Genomic DNA, 22,220 nt, shown 5'->3' on the forward strand with positions numbered 1-22,220 from the left:
AGTTCCTTGAGCATGTCGATGTCGAGGGCCTGCTCGGCGACCATCTTCTTCAACCGCGCATTCTCGCGTTCGAGCTCTTTGAGCCGTTTGGCGTCGTCGGATTTCATGCCGCCGTACTGGGACTGCCAGCGATGCCAGGAGGCCTCGGAAATCTCGAGGTGTTTACACACCTCCTCGATCGAGAACTTCTCACCGAGTAGCTTCTCGCCCTCGCGGAGCTTGCGGATGATCTGCTCGGGGGTGTGTCGTCGTCGCGTCATGTCGTGAACCGTCCTCCTGCACCCATTCTGGTGCATCAGAACTCCCACAACCGCTGGACCTGCTCAGCGGGCTCCAGTCAGCAGGCAGGGTGCAGCGCCGGATTCGAGCCGCCCTCGGGCGTCGCGCAGATGCCACGACCGTTGAGCGTTTGGAGGCGATCTACACCGCCGGTTTGTACGACGCCGGCACCGGATACGCCATCTTCTCCCGGCGGCTGCGGTCGCCGGAGAAACTGGTCAACCGCATATTGGATCGACGATGAGACCCACCGTCCCTGCCCCACAAGGAGAAACGATGAAGACTCGGCTCAATTGCCCCTGCGGCGAGTACATCAAAGGTGCCGACGAGGACGACCTCGTCGAGAAGACCCGCATTCACCTCGTCCAGAACCATCCGGACCACGACTACACCCGCGACGAGATCCTCTTCATCGCATACTGAACGTCGCAGGGCTTCTCATGCCCCACCCTTGGTCACGCCAGCGCGTGACCAAGGTAGCCGCACATCACGCCAGCAGGCTTCGGGCGCAACGTTCCATTCGATCCGCGACCTCCGCGTACGACAGGTGTCCCATCCCCGCCTGCAGCATCGCTCCGTAGTACAGCAACTCCAGATGCCCCAGGTCCTGAGCATGCTCGGGACCCACCGCCGCACTGAGCCGTGAATGCAATTCGGCACCGATACGCACCCTCAGATGCGCGACATCCGGGTCGTTCCCGAGCAGCGCTTGACTGATCCCGGACGCCAGTGCCGGCTCCTCGGAGAGCAACAGCGCGGCCTGCCTCAATACGGCGACCGCGCGCGTCGATGCATCCGCATTCTCGGGAATGTCCACTGTCGCCGCGGTCAGCCGCCGCCAGTACACCTCGGCGATCAGATGTTCCTTGGACGAGAAATAGGTGTACGCCGTCGCCGTGCCGACCCCAGCTTCGGCGGCGATGAGGCGAATCGTCGTGTTCGCGTAGCCTTCTCGGGCCAGGACAACGATCACCGCGCGGGTCAGGCGGTCGACGGTCTCGACCTGCTTCTTGGACAGGCGCCGGCGCGTGGCCTCGACATGTTGCGATACAGAGGTAGACATTTGACCAGATAGTAGCATCGACACCTGTCCAGACCAATCGACGCGCCTGGGAGATTCCCGCCCTCGACACCCACACGACGTCCGGAGCAAAGTCGCCGACGGGTTGTGCTGCGGTCGCTCAGGTGGACGGTGGACATTCGGCAAGGATTCGGTATGCGCAGGCTTCGAGCAGATCGCCGACCTGTGCATACGACAACCATCCGATTCCGGCCTGCAACATGGCGCCGGTGTACAGGAGCTCGAGTACCGCGATACGCCCATCGTTCCCGTAGCCCAGCGCAGCGGCGAGACGCCGGCGGATCTCTCTCGCTATACAGGCACGAAGATGCTGGACGTCGGGGTCCTCGCCGAGCAGCGCGAGGCTTACCGCCATGGCCAGCGCGGGCTCGTCGGCGACGAGTGCCGACAGCTGCCGCAAAGTCAGCACCACCCGATCGGCGGGACCGAGCGCTCCGTAATCAGGGTGCGGAGCCAGCATCAGACGACGCCAGAATATCTCGGCGAAGATGTGTTCCTTGGAGGAGAAGTAGATGTACGCGGTAGCGGCTCCGACACCGGCCGCCGCTGCGATCCTTCGGATCGTCGTCGCCCCGTACCCTCGGGCCAGCAAGATTTCGACCGCGGATTTCGTCATGCGTTCAACGGCATCAACCTGCTTCTCGGTCAGGTGACGCCGGGTAGGTTCGGCACCATCGGCCCACTGACGGGACATGAGCTCTAAACGCGGATGAGAACAGCTGCATCAACCAATTTCGGCCCCTTACCGACTCGTCCCGCCTCGGCGATCCGCGCTCGCCGAGGCGGCTGTCCGGTTTGATCACATCACTTGTGTGCCGACATCTCGGCCGGAGAATTGTGGTTCGTACTGTTCGGCATATGCCTTCGCCCACCGGTAGTCGGGCTTTCCGCTGGGGGAACGTGTTATCGAGTCCGCGATCCACACCGTTCGCGGAATCTTGTATCCAGCAAGATGCGATCGCGCATGGTGTGTCAGCGCCGTGAAGTCCAGCTCCGCACCCGAGGTCACCGACACCACCGCGGCGACCTGCTGCCCCCACCGCTCGTGAGGAATGCCGAGCACCACTGCGTCGAAAACCGTTGCGTGTGCTTTCAGAACGCCTTCGACCTCTTCGACGAAGACCTTCTCACCACCGGTGTTGATCACCATGTTTCCGCGCCCGATCAGAGTGATGGAGCCATCGTGCTCGACCCGTGCGCGATCGTCGGTGATCACCATTCGTGCCCCGTCGACGGTCTTGAACAGACGCTGTGTCTTTTCCGGGTCCTTGTAGTAGCCGAGTGGTACGGCGCCCGTCTTGGCCAGCCAGCCTTCGTTTCCCGCAGCGACCTGCCGCCCGTTCTCATCGACGACCACGGCACCGCGCCCGGTTCGGACCCGCGGTCCGCGGCCCGGGGTGTCGGCCTTGGTCGCGAATCCGATTCCCCCGAAACCCGTTTCGGATGATCCGATGGAATCCGATACGACAGCGTTCGGAAATTGTTCGAGGAGTTGGTTTTTCACCGACTGCGAGAGAAGGGCAGCGCCGGAGGCGATCGCGACCAACGAGCCGGCGTCCGTGGGATGGGCCCGGTAGGCGTCCAGCAGCGGGCGGCCCATCGCGTCGCCGGTGATCACCATGACGGCCGGCCTGATCCGCTCCACTGTTCGCCAGGCGGAGGCGGCGTCGAATCGAGACTCGTAGGCGACGGTGTTGCCGCTCCACAATGCGGTGAACGAGGGCATCATGGCCGCGGCGTGGATCAACGGCGGCAGAATGAGCCACACACTCGGGTCGACCGTGGCGCCGACGCGCGACTGCTGGTATTCATCCGCGACCTGTTCCCCGGTATAGAAATCGATTCCCCCGCCCAGCACCCGCCACATATCTTCCTGCCGCCACATGACGCCCTTCGGAAGTCCGGTGGTGCCACCGGTGTACATCATGAACATGTCGTCGGCACAGCGTTCGGTAGTCGGCCTGGTCGTCTCATCGGACAGCGCCGATTCGTAATCGACCGCATCGGCGGCGTGCTCCACTCCGCCGAGGTCATCGTCCACCACGATGACATGGCGCACGCATTCGACCTGTGCGAGTACCTGTTCGACAGCGGTCGCATAGCAACGATGGAACAGCAGGGTGTGAATGTCGGCGTTGCCGTAGAGGTATCGCAGTTCCTCCGCGCTGTAGCGATAGTTGATGTTGATCGGCACGGCTCGCACCTTGTAGCAGGCGATCAAGGTCTCCATGGTTTCGATGCTGTTGTGCATCTGGAATCCGACGTGGACGCCGGGGCCGACACCGACCGACATCAGGTGATGGGCAAGGCGGTTCGCGCGGATGTCGAGTTCGCGAAAAGTGAGGCTGCGGTCGTTCTGTATCAGCGCGGTGCGTTCGGGCATCGCGTCGACCGCGTGCTCGAAAAGGTCAGCGAAATTGCGCGCCATGAGCGGTTCATCCTTCGGGTGCGATCAGATCACGGTGAGCGGGAGCGGGATACCGCGATCGGTGAACCGAAATTCGGCTCCGGTACTGAATCGGGTGATGGCCACCTCTCCGGCTTCGGCGAAGGGCTTCTCGGCCAGTAGGAATCCGACGGCCAATTCCTCGTCGGTGTCGGAGATGACATGCACCGCGTAGCGCGGGTTGACCCCGCGTGCGATGGCCTCGATCGGCGCCAGGTTCGCAGCGTCGACCAGCGACGGCCAGACCCGGTCTGCAACGGCTCCGCTGCGTTTCGGAATCCGTAGTCGCACTCCGATTTCCGCGCGGTCGACTTGAACACCGGTGTAGGGCAGCGGGTTCCATGCCGGGTGCAGTCGCAGGACCTGAGCCAGGGCGGCATCGTCATCGCCGAGTCCGAGCGCGCCGCACAGTCGCTCTGCGGTCAGCCCCGCGATGCCCGCGAATTGTTTGCGCCCGATCCGCGCGGTGAGATCGGCATCCGCGCGGGTCCCGACGGCGATCAGGAATCCGAGGGTGAGGAGATGATGTTGCAGGCAGACTTCGTCGGCCATCCGAATCAGCGCCGAACGTGAGAAGTCGGCGAAGCGCAGGTCGCTCAGCAGCGGACCACTGTAGTCGGCGGAACCGGCGTCGCTCGGATCGATGGGTTCGAGCTTCGTCCGGGCCGCCCAGGACATCGACACCGTTTGGAAGTTCGGCGGAATCGGTGGCGGCACATGGGCCGCGTCGATGACGACGGTCCACGCACAGACCGGGTGGCGGTCCGCGGGCACCCGGGGCGGGCGATGGATCGGCCGGACCTGGACGTGCGGATTGGTTGCCAGCGCTGTGGCATCGAAGGTCGGATCCTCGATGTCGTGGCACATGGCGCGGACATAGTCCTCGCCCATCGGCTCCACATCGGCCAGGGCACCGCAGTGATCGAGCCAGAACTCGCCGTGGTGGTCGTCATCGACTCGATAGCGGAAGTCCATGAACTGGGGTGGCGCACCGATATCCAGCTGCAGGCCCTTGAAGATCGTCTCGACGGTGTCGCCGGTGAAGTTCAGGGCCCGCTGCATGCGGCGGGTATAGATCGGGCTCGCGACCTGCCACTCTTCGATCGCTATCTGTGTCATGCCGTCTCGCCCGAAAGCGGCGATGCTGTGGGCCATCCCAGAGCGATCGATGAGATGCCCGCTCAGCAACAGTTCCGGCACGAGCACGGCCAGCGCGTCGCGGCTGAGATCGGCGAAGCCGCTGGGAGATTCGTCGGCGGAGTTCACCACAGCGGCACCGGCGATTCGCCGATCGCGTACCAACCGGGCAGCTTCTCACCGGATGTCGCGCGTGCGATGCGCTTGTTCATTCCCGGCGACAGGGCGTCCGCGGTCATCATTTCCAGGAACAAGGCGCTGACATTGCCGAAGTCGAAGAAGTCACGCTGCCACGACCATTGGTAGTTCCCCCCGTAACGGAACCAGCTTCCGCCGATCCCTTCGGGTGAGTAGTGGGTGCCGTCGGCCCGGGTGGTATCGGCGACCTGCTTCCAGAGCCCAATCAGGTTGCCGCTGCGCTCGTCGATCACCCAGTCCTGGTAGGGGTAGGTCCAGCCCTCCAGACCGTCCATCTCCAAACCGATGGCGATGTCGCGGATCTCGTCACGGCCGACGGCCATGAACTCCTGGGTCGGCCCGTAGTTCCAGCCGTAGGTGGCATCCGCGGTATAGAACTCCGCGAGCGGCCGCCAATCGCCGGCAGCCTCGCAGTCCTTGTTGGCCTGCAGCCAGCGTCGCACCATCTCGTCGAGTTCGGCGCGATCGAAATCAGCCATGGTTGTGGTCCTTTCGTGAACGTACGAGGTCGTTAGCGCTCGGCGTCGTCGATCATCGACAGCGCCTGGGTGGGGCAGTAACGAACGGCGTTTCGGACGGCCGCTCGGACATCGGGTCCGGGCTCGGCATCGAGAATTTCGACCTTGCCGCGATTGGGCACCGTGAAGACCTCGGGGGCCTCCGCGGCGCACACCGCGTGCCCCTGACACAGGTCCAGGTCGGCGGCGATCTTCATGGTTTGCTCCTGACTGCATCGACGCGAACGCGAGCCTCGGGTTGGACTTCGGTCAATTGAATGTGCGCACCCCGTGGCGCCGACACGACCGCCACGATCGCAGCGGCAAGGTTCGCCGCGCGCAGCATTTCGTTGTGCCGGAGGAAGCCCCATGCGGACCAGTCTTCGAGTACGGGACCGATGATCTCGGCGGTGGTGTCCGAACCGATCTCGGTCATGGTCGGGCCGGGGCGGACCACCGAGGCACGCACACCTGTACCTTCGAGTTCCATCATCATTTGCTTGGCCATGGCCTCGAGACCCGCCTTCGATGCGGGGTAAGCGCCGGATCGAGGCCGCGGCGCCGGCGCGGTATCGGAGCTGATGATCACGAAATCTCCGCGGGCGCGCTCGATCATGCCGGGAATCACTCGGTGGGCCAGTCGCTGCACACCGATGAGGTGCAGTTGCACCTGATCCAGGAATTGGTCGGGGGTCAACTGGTGGACCTGGCCGAAGACGAGGCTTCCGGCGCCGGAGACCAGGATCTCGGCCGGCCCGAATGCTGCCTCCGCGGCGGTGACGAACTCGTCCACCGAGGCGCTGTCGGTGACATCGAGCCGTGCCGCGAGCGCTTCGCCGCCGTTGCGGCGGATCTTCGCCGCCAAGTCCGCACAGCGCTCGACCCGGCGCGCACCCAGCACCACGGGATGACCGAGTTCGGCGAGGGCTTCGGCGGTAGCCGCGCCGATTCCGGCCGAGGCGCCGGAGATCAGGACCGGCCGGCGTTCCGGATGAGGTGCAAAGCGGGGCATCAGGCGACCTCCGTCGTGATCGGCAGCGCGGCGAAGCCGCGGACGTTGGTGGAGTGCACGCGCACGATTCCTGCGTCTTCGAGTGCGAAATCGCGAACACGCGAGGCGAATTCGCGTAGTGCGATAGTTGCTTCCAGACGCGCCAGGTGAGCTCCCAGGCAGAAGTGCACGCCCGCTCCGAAGCTGGAGATCGCCCCTTTTTCGGGTCGATCGATTCGGAAGGTGTCGGCGTCGGGGAAGGCGTCGGCGTCTCTGTTGGCCGAACCCATGAGCAGCAGCACCTTGGCACCCGCCGGAATGGTCCGACCGTACATCTCGATATCCGTCGCCGCACTGCGCGCCACGATCTGACTCGACGTGTCGAACCGCAGCGTTTCCTCGACCCAGTCCGGCACCAGGTCGGGGTCCGCGACGACCTTGGCGTACTCGCCGGGTGTGCGTGCGGCCCAATAGAGCGCATTCCCCAGAAGTTTCGTGGTGGTCTCGTTGCCCGCGACCACCATCAGGAACATGAACCCGATGATTTCCTCGTCGCTGAGCCTGTCGCCGTCGATTTCGGCCTCCAGCAAGGCCGAGGTGAGATCCTCGGTCGGTGTCGCCCGTCGCGCGGCCACCATGTCGCTGTAGTACGTGATCAGCGACAGCGACGCTTCGATCGCGCCCATGGGCACATCGAGGACACCGTCCTCACGATGCACGACCAGATCGGCCAGTCTGCGAATCTCCGCGCGGTCGGGAGCCGGGACGCCCATCAGCTCGGAGATGACGTCCATCGGCAATTTGCCGGCGAAATCCTCGATCCAGTCGAAGGATCCACGCGTGAGGGCCGGCTCGAGATGTTCGAGGGTCAGCTCGTGGATGCGCTTGTCCATCTCGGTGACCCGGCGCGGTGTGAACCCCTTGAACACGAGGCGACGCATCCGAAGGTGACGCGGATCGTCCATCGCCAGGAACGACATGGTCCGGTGTGCGTGCGGGCCCCAGGCGGCGGGGTCGAGTGAGACACCGTTGGCGCTGGACAGGCGAACGTTGTCCCGGAACCCGGCGATGACGTCGGCATGCCGGGACAAGGCCCAGAAGTCCAATTCCGGGTTGTAGTAGAGCGGGGCACTGCGACGCAGCCGCTCGTAGGTCGGGTAGGGATCCTCGTGGAACCGGTAGTCGTATGGATCGAACGTGAACGGCTCCAGGGAGGCCGAAGTCATCACGCGCACCTCGAATTCGATTGAACGCCCTGCCCGTTGGCGACCTGACGGCCACCCTAGGAGGACAATAGACTGGACATGTGTCTGGACAGTATCACCGACAGCTTTCCATCACAATGGGTGTGCGGTGAGACGCATCCTCGACGATCGACCTTCAGACGCCGTTGCGGACGAGGGCGATCATGTCGTCGGCGCGAACGAACTTCACGCGCGGACGCCGCGCCGCCGCGCCACCAGCACGTTCGGCGGCATCGATCGCCATCCATCCCGCGTAGTCGACGCGTCGCGGACAACGCCGACTCAGCAGCTGCGTGAACGACTCCGGGGCGCGAGCGGGTTCCCGAAGGCGGCCGTCGAGGAAGTCCGCGATCAGTTCGTTCACCGTTTCCTCGGCATCGCCGCGGTTCGTGCCGATGACACCACGCGGCCCGCGCTTGATCCAGCCCGCCGTGTACGCGCCCGGCACCGACTCCCCCCTGGCGTCGACCACCCGTCCACGCACGTTCGGTATGACTCCGAGGGCAGGGTCGAACGGCACATCGGCCGACGGCAGACCCCGGTATCCGATGGCTCGCAGCACCAAGGAAGCACCGACAGTTTCCGTGCGCTCCGTCGCCGCGACCGGCGACCCATGCTCCCCGTCCGACAGTTGATTGTGGGCGATCGTGATCGCTTCGACTCGATCCGATCCATGCAGTCGAGTAGGAGAGACGAGAAACCGGAACACAATGCACCGATCCGCCACACGGGCTCTGCGGGCATACTCACCGGCCAACCTCAGCTTCAGCCGCAACGCCGCATCGGTGCCGGGGTCGGCCAGAACGGCTACCACCCCCTCGTCGAGGTCGGACGGATCCACGACGACGTCCACCCCTTCGCGATCACCCAGCGCAAGGAACTCGGGCCCCGTGTAAGCAGCATGCTGCACCCCGCGGCGACCGAGCAGTACGACTTCACGAATTCTACTGTGCCGCAACGCTTCCAGTGCATGGTCGGCAATGTCGGTCTGCGCGAGCAGCTCAGGATCCGCAGTGAGGATACGAGCGACATCGAGCGCGACGTTCCCGTTGCCGACGATCACCGCCCGTTCGCCGGAGAGATCGAATTCGCGGTCGGCGAAGTCCGGATGCCCGTTGTACCAAGCCACGAATTCGGTGGCCGAGCAACTGCCCGCAAGGTCCTCACCCGGCACGCCGAGCCTGCGATCCGCGGACGCCCCGACCGCGTAGACGACCGCATGGAAGTGCGAGAGGAGTTCATCGTGGGTTACGTCGCGCCCGATCTCGACATTGAGGTGCATCCGTACCGAATCGCGCTTGAAGGCAGCGGCGAATCCGTTGGTGACACCTCGCGTCTCGGGATGATCCGGAGCGACGCCGTAGCGAGCCAGCCCCCAAGGAGCCGACAGCCGGTCGAACATGTCGATCTCGACCCGGCCGCGACCGAGGAGTTGTTCCGTGACATAACAGGCCGCCGGGCCGGTGCCGACGATCGCCACCCGCAAGGCGTCCGTATCCCTGGGAAGTCGCACCACAGCGGTGGCGGGCGCGATTGAGGTATCGAGCGGGTTCCGCTCGAAGTACGCGGCGTTGATCTCCGCGTACCGCGCCAGCGCCGGAGGTAATTCATCCGCACCGTAGATCGCATCGACAGGACAGGCGTCGACGCACGCACCGCAATCGATGCAGGTGTCCGGGTCGATGTGCAGCAACTCGGCACGGGCGAAGGCCGGGTCGTCGGGACGGGGGCGAATGCAGTCGACTGGGCATTCCGCCACACAACTGGCGTCGTTGCAGCAGCGTTGGGTGATCACGTATGCCATGGAGTCCTCACGGATCGGGAGCCGCCACGATGGTCGTCGTCCGACAGGCGACTATATGGACAGTAGATCGGACACTTGTATGGATACTATTTCGCATAGCGATCCACATGCAATAGCGGTCCGAAACCCGCCGCACGCTCAGCGACATTTCAGCCATGCCTCGAGCCGGGCGCCGACGGTCAGAAGACCCGTCGCAAAATCGCGGTCAGCGGGGTGAACGCGACCCGGGCCACCCTGGTCGCGACCTGGAGGCAGCCGGGAGGGCGCATCGAAATCGGCGACCTGGTCGACTGACGTCGGGGCGAGCACGTGTCGCATGACGGTTCTCCACATTTGGTGAACCCGGCCAGAACTGTGCCCCTGGCGCCGCGGGCTGCGGCCGCTGCGAGATCGTCGAGCCAAGAGGTAGGACTTTTCGGTGCGGACATCGTGCCCAGCACCGCGGTGTGCCGCGCGGTGGTGCTGCCGTCCGGGCCGTCCGGCACGACAGCCGGTGCGGACATCTCGTCGGTCAAGTCGAATTCATTTGGTGGGCAACGCATTTTGGAGTCCACCCACGTCAGTGATCTTCCAATCGGCGTTGCGGTCGATGGTGAGCGAGTAGGTGACCGTCGTCTGCGCGCCGTCCGGGGACTGTGCGCTGGTGGACGTCACGTTCAGGTAGGTGTTCACCTTGTAGATGCCGCCCGCCTCCGAGATGACCGAGGAGGACAGCGGGACCGCCTTGGACGTCCATTGCAACGGCAGGAGAATCTGTTCGAGCTGTGGACCGGTGGCGGCGAATTTCGCCGCCAGTTGCGGCGTGGTGTCGGCCTGCAACCGGGTCAGCCAAGCCTTGGTGTCCTTGTAGTCGATCGTCGACGCCCCCAATGCGTAGTCCGATGCCACCTGTTCGGCGTGCCTGGCGTCGGCCTCCGCCGAATCGCGTTTCGCGAGATCGGATTTCGCGTCCCGATACAGGACGGCGAATGTGAGGGCCGCGACCGCGACCACCGTCACGACGGCAGCGGTCAGCACCGTCGACAACCGCAACGACACCGTGCGGGCCCGGGTTTTCCGGAGCGCCACGGGAGGTTGTTGCTGTTGCTTCTCGGCCGATTCCTCGGCAGCTTCGTCGGTTTGCGTTGCCATTTCCTTTCCTTCCACGAGATACGTGCGGCCCTGCCAGGGCTGTTACTTGGTGCCGATTCGAAAATGCACGGTGCCATCGGCCTCGACGGCCTCGAGCCCCTGCGCGATGAGGGCGCTGATGTCGATCGCGGGTGTGCGATGGACGGCGTCGGCGACAACCGGCTCGAGCACCGGACCGAGTTGTGCGGCAGTCGGACCGATCTGCTGCACGAAGGTCGTGAGATTGCGCAGGAACGGGACCAGACCGTCACCTGTGAAATAGCTGTCGACGGGTCGGCTCTCGGCGAGCGCCGACCCGGACTCGACGATCTTGTTGAGTGTGGTGCCGAAGGCCCCGAATTCGGGCCCGGCCGCGGCCAGCGATGGCCCCATCCAGTCGATGTCGCCGCCGAGCGCCTGGATATCGCTGAAGAGCTGGCGGATCGTCTGGGTCCGGCTGAGCAATGTGGCCGCCAGCAACGACGTAGAGCGCTGCAAGGTTTGCACGGCCGGATCAGTGCCGGCGAGGGCGCGATCGAAGGTATTCACCAGGTCGGCAATCACTTCGGGTTTTATCTGTGCGAGCAGGTCGACGACTTTGCCCGATAGCTCGCTGATGGTCATCGGCTTTCGGACCCGGTCGGCCGGCACCACCTGCCCGTCCGCCAGGTAGGGCCCACCGGCCTGCCGAGGGGAGAACTGAATGTAGGGCTCGCCGAGCGCCGACAACTGCTCGATGCGGACGTCACTGGCGAGCGGAATGTGGTAGCGCCGCTCGATCCGGATGCGGACCAGTACGCCGGTCACCTCCCGGGTAACCGACTCGGTGCGACCGACTTGGACACCGGCCAGCAGCACCGGGGCGTGGGCAACCAGGCCCCCGGAATTGTCCAGGCGCATCTCGGCGGTGAGGTACGTGCGTCTAGGGTCCAGATGTAACACCCCGAACGTCATGTACGCGGCCCCGAGCACCAGGACCATGGCAATCGCCGAAAGCGATACCGTCGCACGCACATTCACCGGACCACTCCGATCATCCGCAGCGTGTCGAGAATCCGGGTCGTCTGGTCGCTCTCGGACATGGCCGATGGCTGCGGTGTGCCGACCGAGATGCCGACCACGTTCACCTTGGGGCCGTGATCGACGAAGGGGATGATCTTGTTCTGAATCAGATCGACAGCCTGCTTCAGATTCGACGGCGAGTTGGTGTCGAGCGGATGGCTGCCGAACAGCATGGGTACGACGGCCCGCACGGTGCCGTCGAGTGACTGCAAGACCGGTCCCAGCCATTGCAGGCTCGGCGCCACCGGCCCGAGCGCAGTGAGCACGAAGATGATTCCGATTTCCGCATTGATCGCATCGATGGTGTGCTGCGCGCCCCGTGGTGTCAGCAGTACATCGAGCTTGGGCAGGTTGTCGCCGATGCCTTGATCGACGGTTGCCTGGACACCGTCCAGCAATGCGTCGACGGACCCGAGGTTGGCACCGAGATCCGAGAGGTCGGCTCCGAGTGTCGCGGAGATGTGCGCCGTGTCGCGCGGATCCTTGGGAAGGATGGCGTTCATCTTGTCGACGATGCGCTGCACATTGCCTACCGCGCCGCTGCCGACGAACGTCGACAGGCCGGCGAAGATGTCCTCGATGGGCACCGACTGACTGGTCTGAGCCAGTGGAATGGTCGCGCCCGCGCTCAGCGACTGCCCGCTCGCGGTGGCGGGCACACTCAACGCGATGTGGACATCACCCAGCGGCGTTTCCTGCCGCAGCGCCGCGGTGGTCTCCTTTGGCAAATGCACCGAATCCCGGATCGCGACCTCCGCGACGACATAGCCCCGACGGGCCGGACCATCCGCCTCTGCGGCCACCGGATCGACGAGCCTGAGGTGGGTCAGCTGGCCCACACGCACGCCGTCGGCGAAAACTTTCGCTCCGGGAGGGAGATTGAGAACATCGGCGAACTCGATGCTCAGCCGGTACGTGGGCCCGTCCACGCCCGATCCAGGGACGGTCAACTCCGCGGGCTGAAAGTCGCATCCTGCCACCCCGAGGACCAGCATCCACGCCAATGACGCGTGTGCACCCGCCCGCCGCCATCTCTTGCTGTGGCCGATCATCGGGCGCTCACCGCCGACAGCAGAACCGGCACGATCGGTACCACGACGGCCCCGTTACTCGACCGCTCGCATTGCCGGCCGGTGAGAGCCTGCATCGCAGCACACACCTGGTCGGTGTCCGCCTGTGCGAGTGCGAGTTTCGGGGGTGCGTAGCCGATGCTCAACTGCCCCGACGCGGGATCGATGGCCGAGCTGAGTCCCGTCGCGACCGCTGGCACCATACCGATGCTCTCGGCGAGCGAACCAACCCCCGCGGCCAGCAGCCGCGACAGGTTCGGGACCGAGTTCAGTGAACGCAGTGCGGGTGAGCCCAGCATGACGATGACGTCGTTGATCTGGGGAAGCAGTTTGCTCAGTGCATCCACCAGATCGATGACCGGTGGAAAGGCGAGGACGTTGATGTCGTTGAAGCTTTGCGGCAATCCGGTGACGGTGTCGTGCACCTGCACCCAGCCGTTGCGGGCCCGGTGCGCCAGTTCGCCGATCGCGTCGAGTAGTTGCCCGAGGTGGCCGATTGCCGCGTCCGGGGAGGCAAGCGCGGTGCTGAGCTGATTGATGATTGCGTTGATCTGATCTCCGGAGCCGCTGGTCGCCTGGTCGAGCGCGGCGATCCCATCCCCCAGCGCATTACGTTGGGCCGGATCTCCCGCAGAGTTGAGCTGGTCGGATAGCTGCGCCAGAGCGTCGAAGGTTTCGGTGAGGCTCTTGGGCGTCACGGTCTTGGTGATGCACCGGTCGGGATTCCATCCGGCACCCGGCGGTTCGGCTCCGATCAGTGCGAGTTTTCGGTCCGCGACCAAGGTGTCGCTCAGGGTCGTGGCACCGACATCGATGGGAAGTTTGCGATCGGCGCGCACCGTGAACCGTACCCGAGTCGCCGTGCCCTGGAGTTGGACGCTGGTCACCTCCCCCACGGGCACGCCCATGATCGTCACCGTGCTGCCTGTGAAAAGGCCGACCGCGTCGGGCATATCGGCACAGTAGTTCTGTGTCGCGGGGTGTGGTCGGCTGATTCTCAGACCTATCGTCGCCGCCGCGACGAGAACGAGGATCACTGCGGCCGACATCACGGCGCGTGAACCGACGACTCTCGTGAGCATCAACAGCCTCCTCCGGGCACGGGGACACACACCGCTGGCGCCGGCAGGGTCATGTTCGATTGGTCGAGCGTGATTCCGCCGCCGGACGGCAGCAGCGGCAGCAGTCGCTGTCCCAGTCCGCGTAGCGCATCGAGAAGTTCACCCAGACGCGAACCGAGTTGTTGCAGTTGGGGAATCGCGTCGGCCAGGGGCTGGGCCCGGTCCTTCAGGCCACGGTCCCAGGCGCGCCCGAGGGGGATGAAATCTTGCAGTACGACCGCCAGGTCGTCAAGTGCTTGCGCTACTTGAACTTTGTTGTTTTGAATGAGGTTTTCCAGGGTGCCCAGGTTGATGAGCAGGGTGGCCAGCACGTCGGAGTTGCGGCGCAATGCCGTGAGGTACTCGTCGCTGAACGCGAGGGTGCGCGAAATATCGGCATTCTGCTTGTTCATCATGGTGACCAGATCCGAGGCCGATTGCACAACCGCGCGAATCGATTCGGGACTCTTGGCCACCGACGTGGACAGGACCGCCAGGTTCTGTCGGAGCACGTCACCGTCGATCTGCCGGACCGGTTGGACGGCGTCCTGGAATGCCTGAGTGAGGTTGTAGGGCAACAGGACCCGCGCTGCCGGGATCACGCTCTTGCCCAGTGGACTGGACCCCGAGGGTTGGACAGCGACGTAATAACCACCGACCACGGTCAGCATCCGGATGCCGAGGACGGTCTGGTCGCCGAGGAAGGCGTCGGCCTCGACCGTGAACTCCATGCGGACGTGATCGGGCTGCAACGTCAGCGATTTGACCTTTCCGACCGGAATTCCGGCGATTCGGACGTCGTCACCGGGACGGATCGAACCGGCCTGTGTCAGGTCGGCACGGTAAACCTGCTGCGGAGTGGTTCCGGCGAAATAGACGACGCCGATGGCGACGGTCAGCACAATCACCGCACCCAATCCGGCCACGCCCCAGCGCAGATCGGTGTTACGCGGAGGTGTCGTCCGGGTCCGGACCCGAGGACCGCGGAAGCGCTTCAGGATTTGCATAGGACGATCCTTTGTCCGGCGATCAGGATTCGCAGCGGCTCTGGAGCGTCGGCGGCCCCACGCGAACATGTCGGCAGTTCCTGGGATCCAGCCGCCGGCACAGCAGCGGCTACCGCCTGGATGAGCCCGGGCATCCGATTGAATACCGCCACGGCGTCGTAGGGATCCGGGAAAGCCTGCTGGAGCAGAGCATCGAGATCGCTGTCCTGCTTACCCGTCAGCCCCAGCACGGTCAGCATGTTGCGCAATGGCTGTAGCACCGGGGGAATTTCATTGGAGAAGTCGATGAGCCCGGGCAACTTGTCGGTGATGACAACGAACAGATCGGTCAGACTGACCAGAAGCTTCATGGCGCTTCCGGAATCGCCACCGATGCGGTCCGAGATTCGCGACAGATTGCCCACCAGCGTCGACAGGACCGACTGCCGGTCGGAGACATAGCGGCTCAGTTTCTCGATGGCGCCCAGCGCCGGCCCCAGACCGGTGCCGTCACCGTCGATGACGGCCAGGAGGCTCGTGGTGAACTGGTTGAGGTCGGCGGGAGACAATTCCCTGAGCACCGGTTGCAACCCGTTGAACAGGGTGGTGATGTCGAAGGCCGAGATCGTCTGGTCGACTCCGAAGACCGCTGTCGTCGCGCGCCGGGGACCGGGTGAATCCGGTTGGCGTATCTCGAGAAACCGGAATCCGGTCAGATTCTGGTAGCGCACGGCGACTTTGGTCTCGGTGAACAGCGGGCGGTCGCGTTCCACCGAGAAGCGCACCCGTGCCTGCGCGCCGGCGAGTTCGACTGCCTGGACCTTACCGACCTGCACGCCGTACAGCCGCACATCGTCGCCCGAGCGCAATCCGTTCGCGTCGGTGAAGACAGCCGTATAGGTGTCGGTCCGGCCGGCTACCGGTCGTTCGATCGCACGGAAGACGCCGGCGAGGATCAACAGCATCACGACCACGACGACGGCGACGCGCGCGAGCAGCGCCCCGGTCTTCATCGGCCGCCTCCCACAACGGGATTCGTGCCCACGACTGCTGCGAGCGGACTCGCGAGTCCGGGTACGAGGTCGAGTGTGACGCGTGTCTGCAAGACCGGCCCGTCTGGGCTGTCGCGGAACGCGGCATCGAGGCGGTCGAGCAGATCGTGCAACTGACTGTTGGACCCGACCGGGTCACCGACCGACCCGGATATCCGGTCCAACACCACGGTCACGATCGGTAGTAGCCCGGAGAAGTAGGGCTGGGCGGTGCCGAACAGCGCGGTGACCGCGGGCAGGAGCTGGTTCTGTACGTTCGGCCACATCTGCGCGAATTTCTGAATATGCGCGTCTTCGCGCAGATACCCGTTGTCGTAGCTGGCGTACAGCAGTGTCAACGCTCCGGTCAGCATCGGCGGAATACCGGCCAGGGTGCCTCCGAACGATTGGAACAACTGAGAAGGAGCGATCTGCCGGGTTTCGGCATAGGACCGGGCGGTGCTCCCGATAGCTTCCAGCAACGGGGTGAAGCCATCGAAGTCACGGGCCAGTGTGCTCAGCAGTTGGGACAGTTGGGGGGTCAGCACCTGTGCGGTGAGGTCCCCGGTCGAGCTCAGCAACGACGAGAGCGTGGCGTCACGAACCCGGCTCGAATTTCTGCCGGTTAGGTCGACGGTCGAGCCGTCGACGAGAGCTTCGCCACTGGGATCCGGATGGAGCTCGAGGGCGCTGACGCCGAACAGGTTGCCCGGGACATAATCGACCTTCAGTCCCGTTGTGAGTCCGAACAATTGGGACCGGTCCAAGCTCAAGGTGAGCTTTCTCCGGTCCTGCCCGGAGAATTCGATGCTATGGACCGTGCCCACTCGGACACCGTCCAGCCGGATTTCGGTTCCCGGGCCGATCCCCTCACCGACGTACCCGACCACGAGTGCGATATCGATACGGTTCTCGGCCGGGACGTCAGGGATGAATCGCCAGACTACCGCGATCAGAATGGCTACGACGAGCGTGCCGGTGCCGAGTATGCGCGCTCGGCGGGGACCGACCTCGTTTCCGGGTAATGCGTAGGCAGGCATCCGACTACCCCGTGAAGGTGATCGGTGATTGGAAGCCCCACAACGCGATTGTGGTGACCATATCGAGTCCGATGATCGCCACCAGGCTGGCACGAATCGCGCGCCCGGATCCGATCCCGACTCCTTCTGGACCGCCCGTCGCGAAGAACCCCTGATAGCAATGGATGAGCACGACGGCAATTGCGAAGACCACCACCTTGACCGTCGACGCGAAGACGTCCCACGGCACGATGAATTGGTCGAAGTAATGTTTGTAGGTACCGGATGGCGTGCCGTGTACGGCGGTCACAATCACCTCACAGGAGAAATAACTCAGTATCAGGGCGACGACGAATGCCGGTGCGACCGCGACGATGCCCGCGATGACGCGGGTGGTGACGACGAACGGCACGGAGCGGATTCCCAGGGACTCGAGGGCGTCTATTTCCTCCGAGATCCGCATCGACCCGATCTCCGCGGTCATCCGGCATCCGGCCTGTGCGGCGAAGCCGATGCCCGCCGCGATCGGCGCGAGTTCCCTGGTGACACCGAAGGCCGAGATGAGTCCGCTCAGCTGCCCCAGGGACAGCAGATTCAACGCGCTGAACGCCTCGATTCCGATCGACGCACCCATCGCTGCGCCGAGCAACAGCATCAGCGGGACCACCCCGCCGCCGATGATGATCGAGCCCCTGCCCCACGTCATGTCGGTGATCACAGCGATGGTCTGACGCCGATAGTGCAGGGCGGTGTATGGCACGGAAGACACGACCTGCCAACAGAATCCGAGCACGAATCCGATAGAGTCGATCGCTCGCACCGGATGAACTTTCCGCTCCAGCCGGCCCGCCCAGCGCAGACCGGGCGGACGGTACGGCGCGGCCGCCATCACGCCATCCTGACCGGCAGAAACATCGTGACCACCTGAGTGACCGCGGTATTGAGAACGACGACGGCCGCAATGGACATGACGACAGCCGCGTTCACCCCGTCGGCAACGCCCCGTGGACCCCCTTTGGCTTCCAGCCCACGCTGACAGGCGATCACTACCACCAGAAAGCCGAAGAGCACGGATTTGATCAGTGAGACCCAGACATCCACGGGGGTGGTGAAGGATCCGAACGATTGCCAGTAGCTTCCCGGGGTGACATCGAGCGCGACCACTGCGACCGCGAAGCCCGAGGCGACGCCCACGAAGATGACCAGGATGTTGAGCAGTGGGGCCACCAACATCATGGCTGCGATCCGGGGTACGACCAGGCGCTGGATCGGATCGATTCCCATCACGCGCATCGCGTCGACTTCCTCGCGGACGGTTCTCGCCCCGAGGTCGGCCGCGATCGCTGCGGCACCGGCACCGCCCAGCAGCATGGCGGTCGCCAGGGGTGCACCTTGTTTGATGACACCGAGCCCGCCGGCGGCACCGATCATCGAATCCGCTCCGAGCTGGGAGACTATGTTGCCGACCTGCGCCGAAACGATGACGCCGAACGGCACCGCCATCAGAATGGCGGGAACTCCGGTCACTCTGATGAGAAACCATGCCTGGCTCAGTGTTTCGTGTAGCTGGAAACGCCGGCCGACAGCGTCCGCTATCCCGATCCGGATGGCATCGGCCGCAATTCGAACTGCTCGGCCCAGTGTTGCCACACTCGACAGTACGGTTTCGGCGAAGTTCCGGCGGAGCGCATCAGCGGCGGTCGCCCACGCCGAATTGGGAGGATTTACTCCCTTCGGAGACATCGAAATCCGCTGTTCGACCGAACCGTCATCTCCACGAATTCGGGAAAGAGCGTCTTTGCACTTCGTCATGAGGTTCTCGCGTCGTTTCACTTCTCAGGAAGATCACTCATCGACCGGACCGGATGAGTAAGGCCGAAACCGTTCCGAGGGAACCGATTCGGTGTCAGCGGCGTCGGCTACCGGATCCGGGAAACACACCCTTTTGTCGCTCCCCGAAGACCAGCTCCGCCGCCTTCGGGCCGACACTATCATATGACTTGGACCACATTCCAGACAATGTTCCAGAATGATGACCGGAATCTATTCGATACGGGTTCGCAGCACCCTCACATGTTCTGATCAGCCGAAACGCCAGTTCGAACCGTGGCGAACACCAACGACCGCGACCCACGAACCCGTGTCGGTTCGTGGGTCGCGGGCAGCGCTCGTCGTGGTCAGGGCAGGCGTAGCTCGGCGAGCTTCGCCGCAAGGCGATCGAGATAGGCGAGCACCTCGTCTTCGGAGCGATCGGGAAGCCCGTACAGCACATCGGTCACGCCCTCGGCCGCCCACTGCGTCAGCTTCGCGGCATCGGGTTTGAAGTCGAGCGCGACGACTCGCGGGTTGCCCGAACGTCCCGCGTCGGCCCAGATCTTCTTCAGCATCGAAAGCCGCGCCGAGATATCGGTTTCGGTCGGCGTCGTGATCCAGCCATCGCCCGAACGTGCGATCCATTGGAACGTGCGCTCGGTACCTGCGGCACCGATGAGGACCGGGATGTGGGTCTGAACCGGCTTGGGCCAGGCCCAGCTCGGACCGAAAGACACATATTCGCCGCGATAGCCGGCCTCGTCCTGGGTCCACAACGCACGCATGGCTTCGACGTATTCGCGCAGGACCGTGCGACGCTTGTTCGGAGGAACTCCATGATCGGTGAGTTCATCCGTGTTCCAACCGAATCCGGCACCGAGGGTGACCCGTCCTCCCGACAGATGGTCGAGACTGGCCAGCGTCTTGGCCAGTGTGATCGGGTCGTGTTCGACCGGGAGGGCAACCGCCGTGGACAGTTCTATGCGTTCGGTCACCGCTGCGGCCATGGCCAGGCAGACCCATGGATCCAATGTGCGTGTGTATCGATCATCGGGTAACGAAGCGTCACCGGTCGACGGGTGCGCGGCTTCGCGTTTCACCGGAATGTGGGTGTGCTCGGGCACGAAGAACGACGCAAAGCCCCTCTCCTCGGCCGCTCGGGCTGCGGCTGTCGGCCGAATCCCGCGGTCGCTGGTGAACAGTACGATCCCGAATCGCATGCGATTCACTTCCTTTCGCGCGGCTCATCCGCGCAACAGCTTTGGCATCCCACTAGTTCATCTCCGACAATGACTGCGGCTGAATGTCTTTCAGCTCTGTCATGGCGACGTGGTCACCTCTTCCCATCAGCCCCGTGCTGGGCCAGTACCGCCCCCACCACGGTGTCCAAGCGGGTGCCCGACGGCCAGCCGACGTAGTAGCCGAGGAACAGTGCGACATCACGCAGCTGCGCCGGGCTCAGCTCGTCGTTGCGCAGTGCGGCGCCGACCTGGATCTCGGCCACGTCGAACAATCCCTGCGCCGTGAGCGCCCCCAGCAGCAGCAACCGCCGGTCCCGGACGCTCAGTTCCGGCCGCGACCAGATGTCACCGAAGAGGTGGTCTGCGGTGACCGCGAAATGGTCGCCCGGGCCGTCCTTGAATTCCCAGCCATAGACTTCGGCCATTTTGGCCAAGCCGCGGCGGCGTGCGTCGCTGCGGGTGTCAGCGGGTTCGGACATGGTCATGACGTCTCCTTTGCTGTTTCAGCGACACCGAGACCGCGACCGAGATCGTTCAGGGCGCGCTCTGCCAGCGGAAGGTCGGTCTCGAGTCGCTGCCCGAGTTCGAGGGCGAGCGAGAGATCCTTCTCGCCCAAGTCACGGACGTGACCGAGGATGGGGTACCAGAAGTCGGAGGGGTCAACGGGTCCGGTGGTATTGCGCAGCATGATCGCGCCCGCTCCCCCGGTGATCGCGTCGGAATGCCGCACGACTTTGCCGAGTTCGGTGATATCGAGGCCGGCCGCTTCCGCGAGCCGTTGCGCTTCTGTCGCCGCGGTGAAGGCGACGAAATGAAGTAGGTTGCGCGCCAACTTCATTCGCGTGCCGGCTCCGACCGGACCGGCATGCACGATCAGGTTCGAGAAGCTGCCGAAGGGCCCGCGGATACGCTCGACGGCGGCCGTCGATCCGCCGACCATGACCGCGAGAGCGCCGCCAGCGGCGCCGGGAGCGCCACCGCTCACGGGAGCGTCGACGAACTCGACGTCGTGTTCGGCGCAGACAGCCGCGAGTTGTTCGGCCGTACGGTCACCGATGGTCGAGTGGACGGCAACGACGGTGCCCGCCGCAGCTGTGCGAAGCACCCCGTCGACGCCGGTCAAAACCTCGCGCACCTGGGCGTCGTCGACGACGGTGACGCAGATGACGCTCGACTGCGCGGCCACCTCGGCAGGAGTGACCGCCGAGCGCGCACCCGCCTCGGCGAAAGGCAGCATCGATTCGGCGCGCACGTCACAGACGGTCAGTCCGCCGGGCCAGCCCAGCAGCCGCTTCGCCATCGGCGCGCCCATGTTGCCGAGGCCGATGAACCCGACTCGGGCCGGACTGGATTCGTCGCTCATCGGATGATCTGCCCGCCGTCGACGTTGAGGATCTGACCGGTGACCCAGCCCGCGTCATCGGACAGCAGATACAGGCACGCACCGACCAGATCTTCCGGGGTCCCCATGCGCTTGATGGGGATGCGCGAAACCATGTCCTTGACGATGCTGCCGGGAGTCACGGTCTGGGTGGCTTCGGTGTCGATCGGACCGGGGGCGATGGCGTTCACCCGGATCTTCGAGCCGCCCAGCTCGGTGGCCAACTGCTGGGTGAGCCCGTTGATCCCGACCTTGGCCAGACCGTAGAAGCCGGAGTAGAGCCACGCGGCGGTCGAGGACTGGTTCACGATGGATCCGCCGCCGGCCGTGACCATCGGTTGCCATACCGCCCGCGTCACGTTGAGCGCACCGTCGAGGTTCACGCCCATGAACCGCTTGTAGTAGTCCCACGGGACCGTCAGCAGCAGGTCGAGTTTCATATCGCCGTAGATGGCCGCATTATTGACCAGGTGATCGATCGATCCGAACTCCGCGACGGTGAAATCGGCGAGCGCGGTGGCGGATTCGGGATCGGAGACGTCGACCCGGCGGAAGGCGGCGGTGCCGCCGTCGGCGATGATCTGCTTCGCGACCTCTTCGCCGCGCTCGGCGTTCAGATCGGCGACGACGACGTTGGCGCCTTCGGCACCCAGCGCCTTCGCGTAGGCAGCGCCGATGCCTTGTGCGGCACCGGTGACGATAGCGGTACGGCCGGTGAATCGTGCCATGAT

General features: G+C 64.5%; 24 protein-coding genes. 1 reads left to right on the forward strand and 23 read right to left on the reverse strand.

Annotated elements, in window-relative coordinates; all coding sequences use genetic code 11:
- The coding region (locus ACFXHE_RS42360) for a transposase (RefSeq protein WP_379391124.1) at positions 1–260 on the reverse strand (260 nt) is incomplete at its 3' end.
- Positions 261–555: 295 nt separating this feature from the next.
- Here ACFXHE_RS42360 and ACFXHE_RS42365 point away from each other — a divergent pair.
- Complete coding sequence (locus tag ACFXHE_RS42365) at positions 556–702, forward strand: DUF1059 domain-containing protein (protein ID WP_379391126.1); 147 nt, start codon at positions 556–558, stop codon at positions 700–702.
- A 64-nt stretch (positions 703–766) separates the two neighbouring features.
- On the opposite strand, the gene ACFXHE_RS42370 is transcribed toward ACFXHE_RS42365, so the two are convergent.
- The 22 genes from ACFXHE_RS42370 to ACFXHE_RS42475 all read right to left on the reverse strand — a co-directional run bounded on the left by ACFXHE_RS42370 (position 767) and on the right by ACFXHE_RS42475 (position 22,217).
- On the reverse strand, positions 767–1,360 hold the full coding sequence (locus ACFXHE_RS42370; RefSeq protein ID WP_379391176.1) for a TetR/AcrR family transcriptional regulator: 594 nt from the start codon (positions 1,358–1,360) through the stop codon (positions 767–769).
- A gap of 100 nt (positions 1,361–1,460) precedes the next feature.
- On the reverse strand, positions 1,461–2,054 hold the full coding sequence (locus ACFXHE_RS42375; RefSeq protein ID WP_379391128.1) for a TetR/AcrR family transcriptional regulator: 594 nt from the start codon (positions 2,052–2,054) through the stop codon (positions 1,461–1,463).
- 105 nt (positions 2,055–2,159) lie between these two features.
- Positions 2,160–3,788 (reverse strand): acyl-CoA synthetase, encoded by a 1,629-nt coding sequence (locus ACFXHE_RS42380; RefSeq protein WP_379391130.1) that lies wholly within the window; start codon positions 3,786–3,788, stop codon positions 2,160–2,162.
- A 24-nt stretch (positions 3,789–3,812) separates the two neighbouring features.
- Positions 3,813–5,072 carry a hypothetical protein gene (locus tag ACFXHE_RS42385; protein WP_379391178.1) on the reverse strand — a complete coding sequence of 420 codons (1,260 nt, stop codon included), beginning with the start codon at positions 5,070–5,072 and terminating at the stop codon, positions 3,813–3,815.
- Positions 5,069–5,620, reverse strand: a complete 552-nt coding sequence (locus ACFXHE_RS42390; RefSeq protein WP_379391132.1) for a nuclear transport factor 2 family protein — start codon at positions 5,618–5,620, stop codon at positions 5,069–5,071. The genes ACFXHE_RS42385 and ACFXHE_RS42390 overlap by 4 nt, the downstream gene beginning before the upstream one ends.
- A gap of 32 nt (positions 5,621–5,652) precedes the next feature.
- Positions 5,653–5,856, reverse strand: coding sequence for a ferredoxin (locus tag ACFXHE_RS42395; RefSeq protein WP_379391134.1), 204 nt, complete (start codon positions 5,854–5,856; stop codon positions 5,653–5,655).
- On the reverse strand, positions 5,853–6,650 hold the full coding sequence (locus ACFXHE_RS42400; protein ID WP_379391136.1) for an SDR family oxidoreductase: 798 nt from the start codon (positions 6,648–6,650) through the stop codon (positions 5,853–5,855). Before ACFXHE_RS42400 ends, ACFXHE_RS42395 begins: the two co-directional genes overlap by 4 nt.
- Positions 6,650–7,855 (reverse strand): cytochrome P450, encoded by a 1,206-nt coding sequence (locus ACFXHE_RS42405; protein ID WP_379391138.1) that lies wholly within the window; start codon positions 7,853–7,855, stop codon positions 6,650–6,652. The genes ACFXHE_RS42400 and ACFXHE_RS42405 overlap by 1 nt, the downstream gene beginning before the upstream one ends.
- Positions 7,856–8,009: 154 nt before the next feature.
- The gene (locus ACFXHE_RS42410; protein WP_379391140.1) at positions 8,010–9,677 is read right to left on the reverse strand and encodes a 4Fe-4S binding protein; all 1,668 of its coding nucleotides are present in this window, start codon (positions 9,675–9,677) and stop codon (positions 8,010–8,012) included.
- Positions 9,678–10,199: 522 nt separating this feature from the next.
- On the reverse strand, positions 10,200–10,808 hold the full coding sequence (locus ACFXHE_RS42415; protein WP_379391142.1) for a hypothetical protein: 609 nt from the start codon (positions 10,806–10,808) through the stop codon (positions 10,200–10,202).
- A 42-nt stretch (positions 10,809–10,850) separates the two neighbouring features.
- Positions 10,851–11,807 carry an MlaD family protein gene (locus tag ACFXHE_RS42420; RefSeq protein ID WP_379391144.1) on the reverse strand — a complete coding sequence of 319 codons (957 nt, stop codon included), beginning with the start codon at positions 11,805–11,807 and terminating at the stop codon, positions 10,851–10,853.
- Complete coding sequence (locus ACFXHE_RS42425) at positions 11,804–12,778, reverse strand: MlaD family protein (protein ID WP_379391146.1); 975 nt, start codon at positions 12,776–12,778, stop codon at positions 11,804–11,806. The genes ACFXHE_RS42420 and ACFXHE_RS42425 overlap by 4 nt, the downstream gene beginning before the upstream one ends.
- A 119-nt stretch (positions 12,779–12,897) precedes the next feature.
- On the reverse strand, positions 12,898–14,001 hold the full coding sequence (locus ACFXHE_RS42430; RefSeq protein WP_379391148.1) for an MlaD family protein: 1,104 nt from the start codon (positions 13,999–14,001) through the stop codon (positions 12,898–12,900).
- Positions 14,001–15,026, reverse strand: a complete 1,026-nt coding sequence (locus ACFXHE_RS42435) for an MlaD family protein (RefSeq protein ID WP_379391150.1) — start codon at positions 15,024–15,026, stop codon at positions 14,001–14,003. Before ACFXHE_RS42435 ends, ACFXHE_RS42430 begins: the two co-directional genes overlap by 1 nt.
- The gene (locus ACFXHE_RS42440) at positions 15,014–16,018 is read right to left on the reverse strand and encodes an MlaD family protein (RefSeq protein ID WP_379391152.1); all 1,005 of its coding nucleotides are present in this window, start codon (positions 16,016–16,018) and stop codon (positions 15,014–15,016) included. Before ACFXHE_RS42440 ends, ACFXHE_RS42435 begins: the two co-directional genes overlap by 13 nt.
- Positions 16,015–17,076 carry an MlaD family protein gene (locus ACFXHE_RS42445; protein ID WP_379391154.1) on the reverse strand — a complete coding sequence of 354 codons (1,062 nt, stop codon included), beginning with the start codon at positions 17,074–17,076 and terminating at the stop codon, positions 16,015–16,017. Before ACFXHE_RS42445 ends, ACFXHE_RS42440 begins: the two co-directional genes overlap by 4 nt.
- Positions 17,077–17,080: 4 nt before the next feature.
- Positions 17,081–17,944 (reverse strand): ABC transporter permease, encoded by an 864-nt coding sequence (locus ACFXHE_RS42450; RefSeq protein ID WP_379391156.1) that lies wholly within the window; start codon positions 17,942–17,944, stop codon positions 17,081–17,083.
- Positions 17,944–18,798 (reverse strand): MlaE family ABC transporter permease, encoded by an 855-nt coding sequence (locus ACFXHE_RS42455; protein WP_379391180.1) that lies wholly within the window; start codon positions 18,796–18,798, stop codon positions 17,944–17,946. The genes ACFXHE_RS42450 and ACFXHE_RS42455 overlap by 1 nt, the downstream gene beginning before the upstream one ends.
- Before the next feature lie 434 nt (positions 18,799–19,232).
- The gene (locus ACFXHE_RS42460; protein ID WP_379391158.1) at positions 19,233–20,087 is read right to left on the reverse strand and encodes an LLM class F420-dependent oxidoreductase; all 855 of its coding nucleotides are present in this window, start codon (positions 20,085–20,087) and stop codon (positions 19,233–19,235) included.
- 113 nt (positions 20,088–20,200) lie between these two features.
- On the reverse strand, positions 20,201–20,593 hold the full coding sequence (locus ACFXHE_RS42465) for a carboxymuconolactone decarboxylase family protein (RefSeq protein ID WP_379391160.1): 393 nt from the start codon (positions 20,591–20,593) through the stop codon (positions 20,201–20,203).
- Entirely contained in the window at positions 20,590–21,471 is an 882-nt protein-coding gene (locus tag ACFXHE_RS42470; protein ID WP_379391162.1) for an NAD(P)-dependent oxidoreductase, read from the reverse strand. The genes ACFXHE_RS42465 and ACFXHE_RS42470 overlap by 4 nt, the downstream gene beginning before the upstream one ends.
- Positions 21,468–22,217, reverse strand: a complete 750-nt coding sequence (locus ACFXHE_RS42475) for an SDR family oxidoreductase (RefSeq protein WP_379391164.1) — start codon at positions 22,215–22,217, stop codon at positions 21,468–21,470. The genes ACFXHE_RS42470 and ACFXHE_RS42475 overlap by 4 nt, the downstream gene beginning before the upstream one ends.
- Positions 22,218–22,220 lie beyond the last annotated feature (3 nt).

It is taken from the genome of Nocardia sp. NPDC059229 (assembly GCF_042754165.1).
In the GTDB taxonomy this organism is placed as follows: domain Bacteria; phylum Actinomycetota; class Actinomycetes; order Mycobacteriales; family Mycobacteriaceae; genus Nocardia.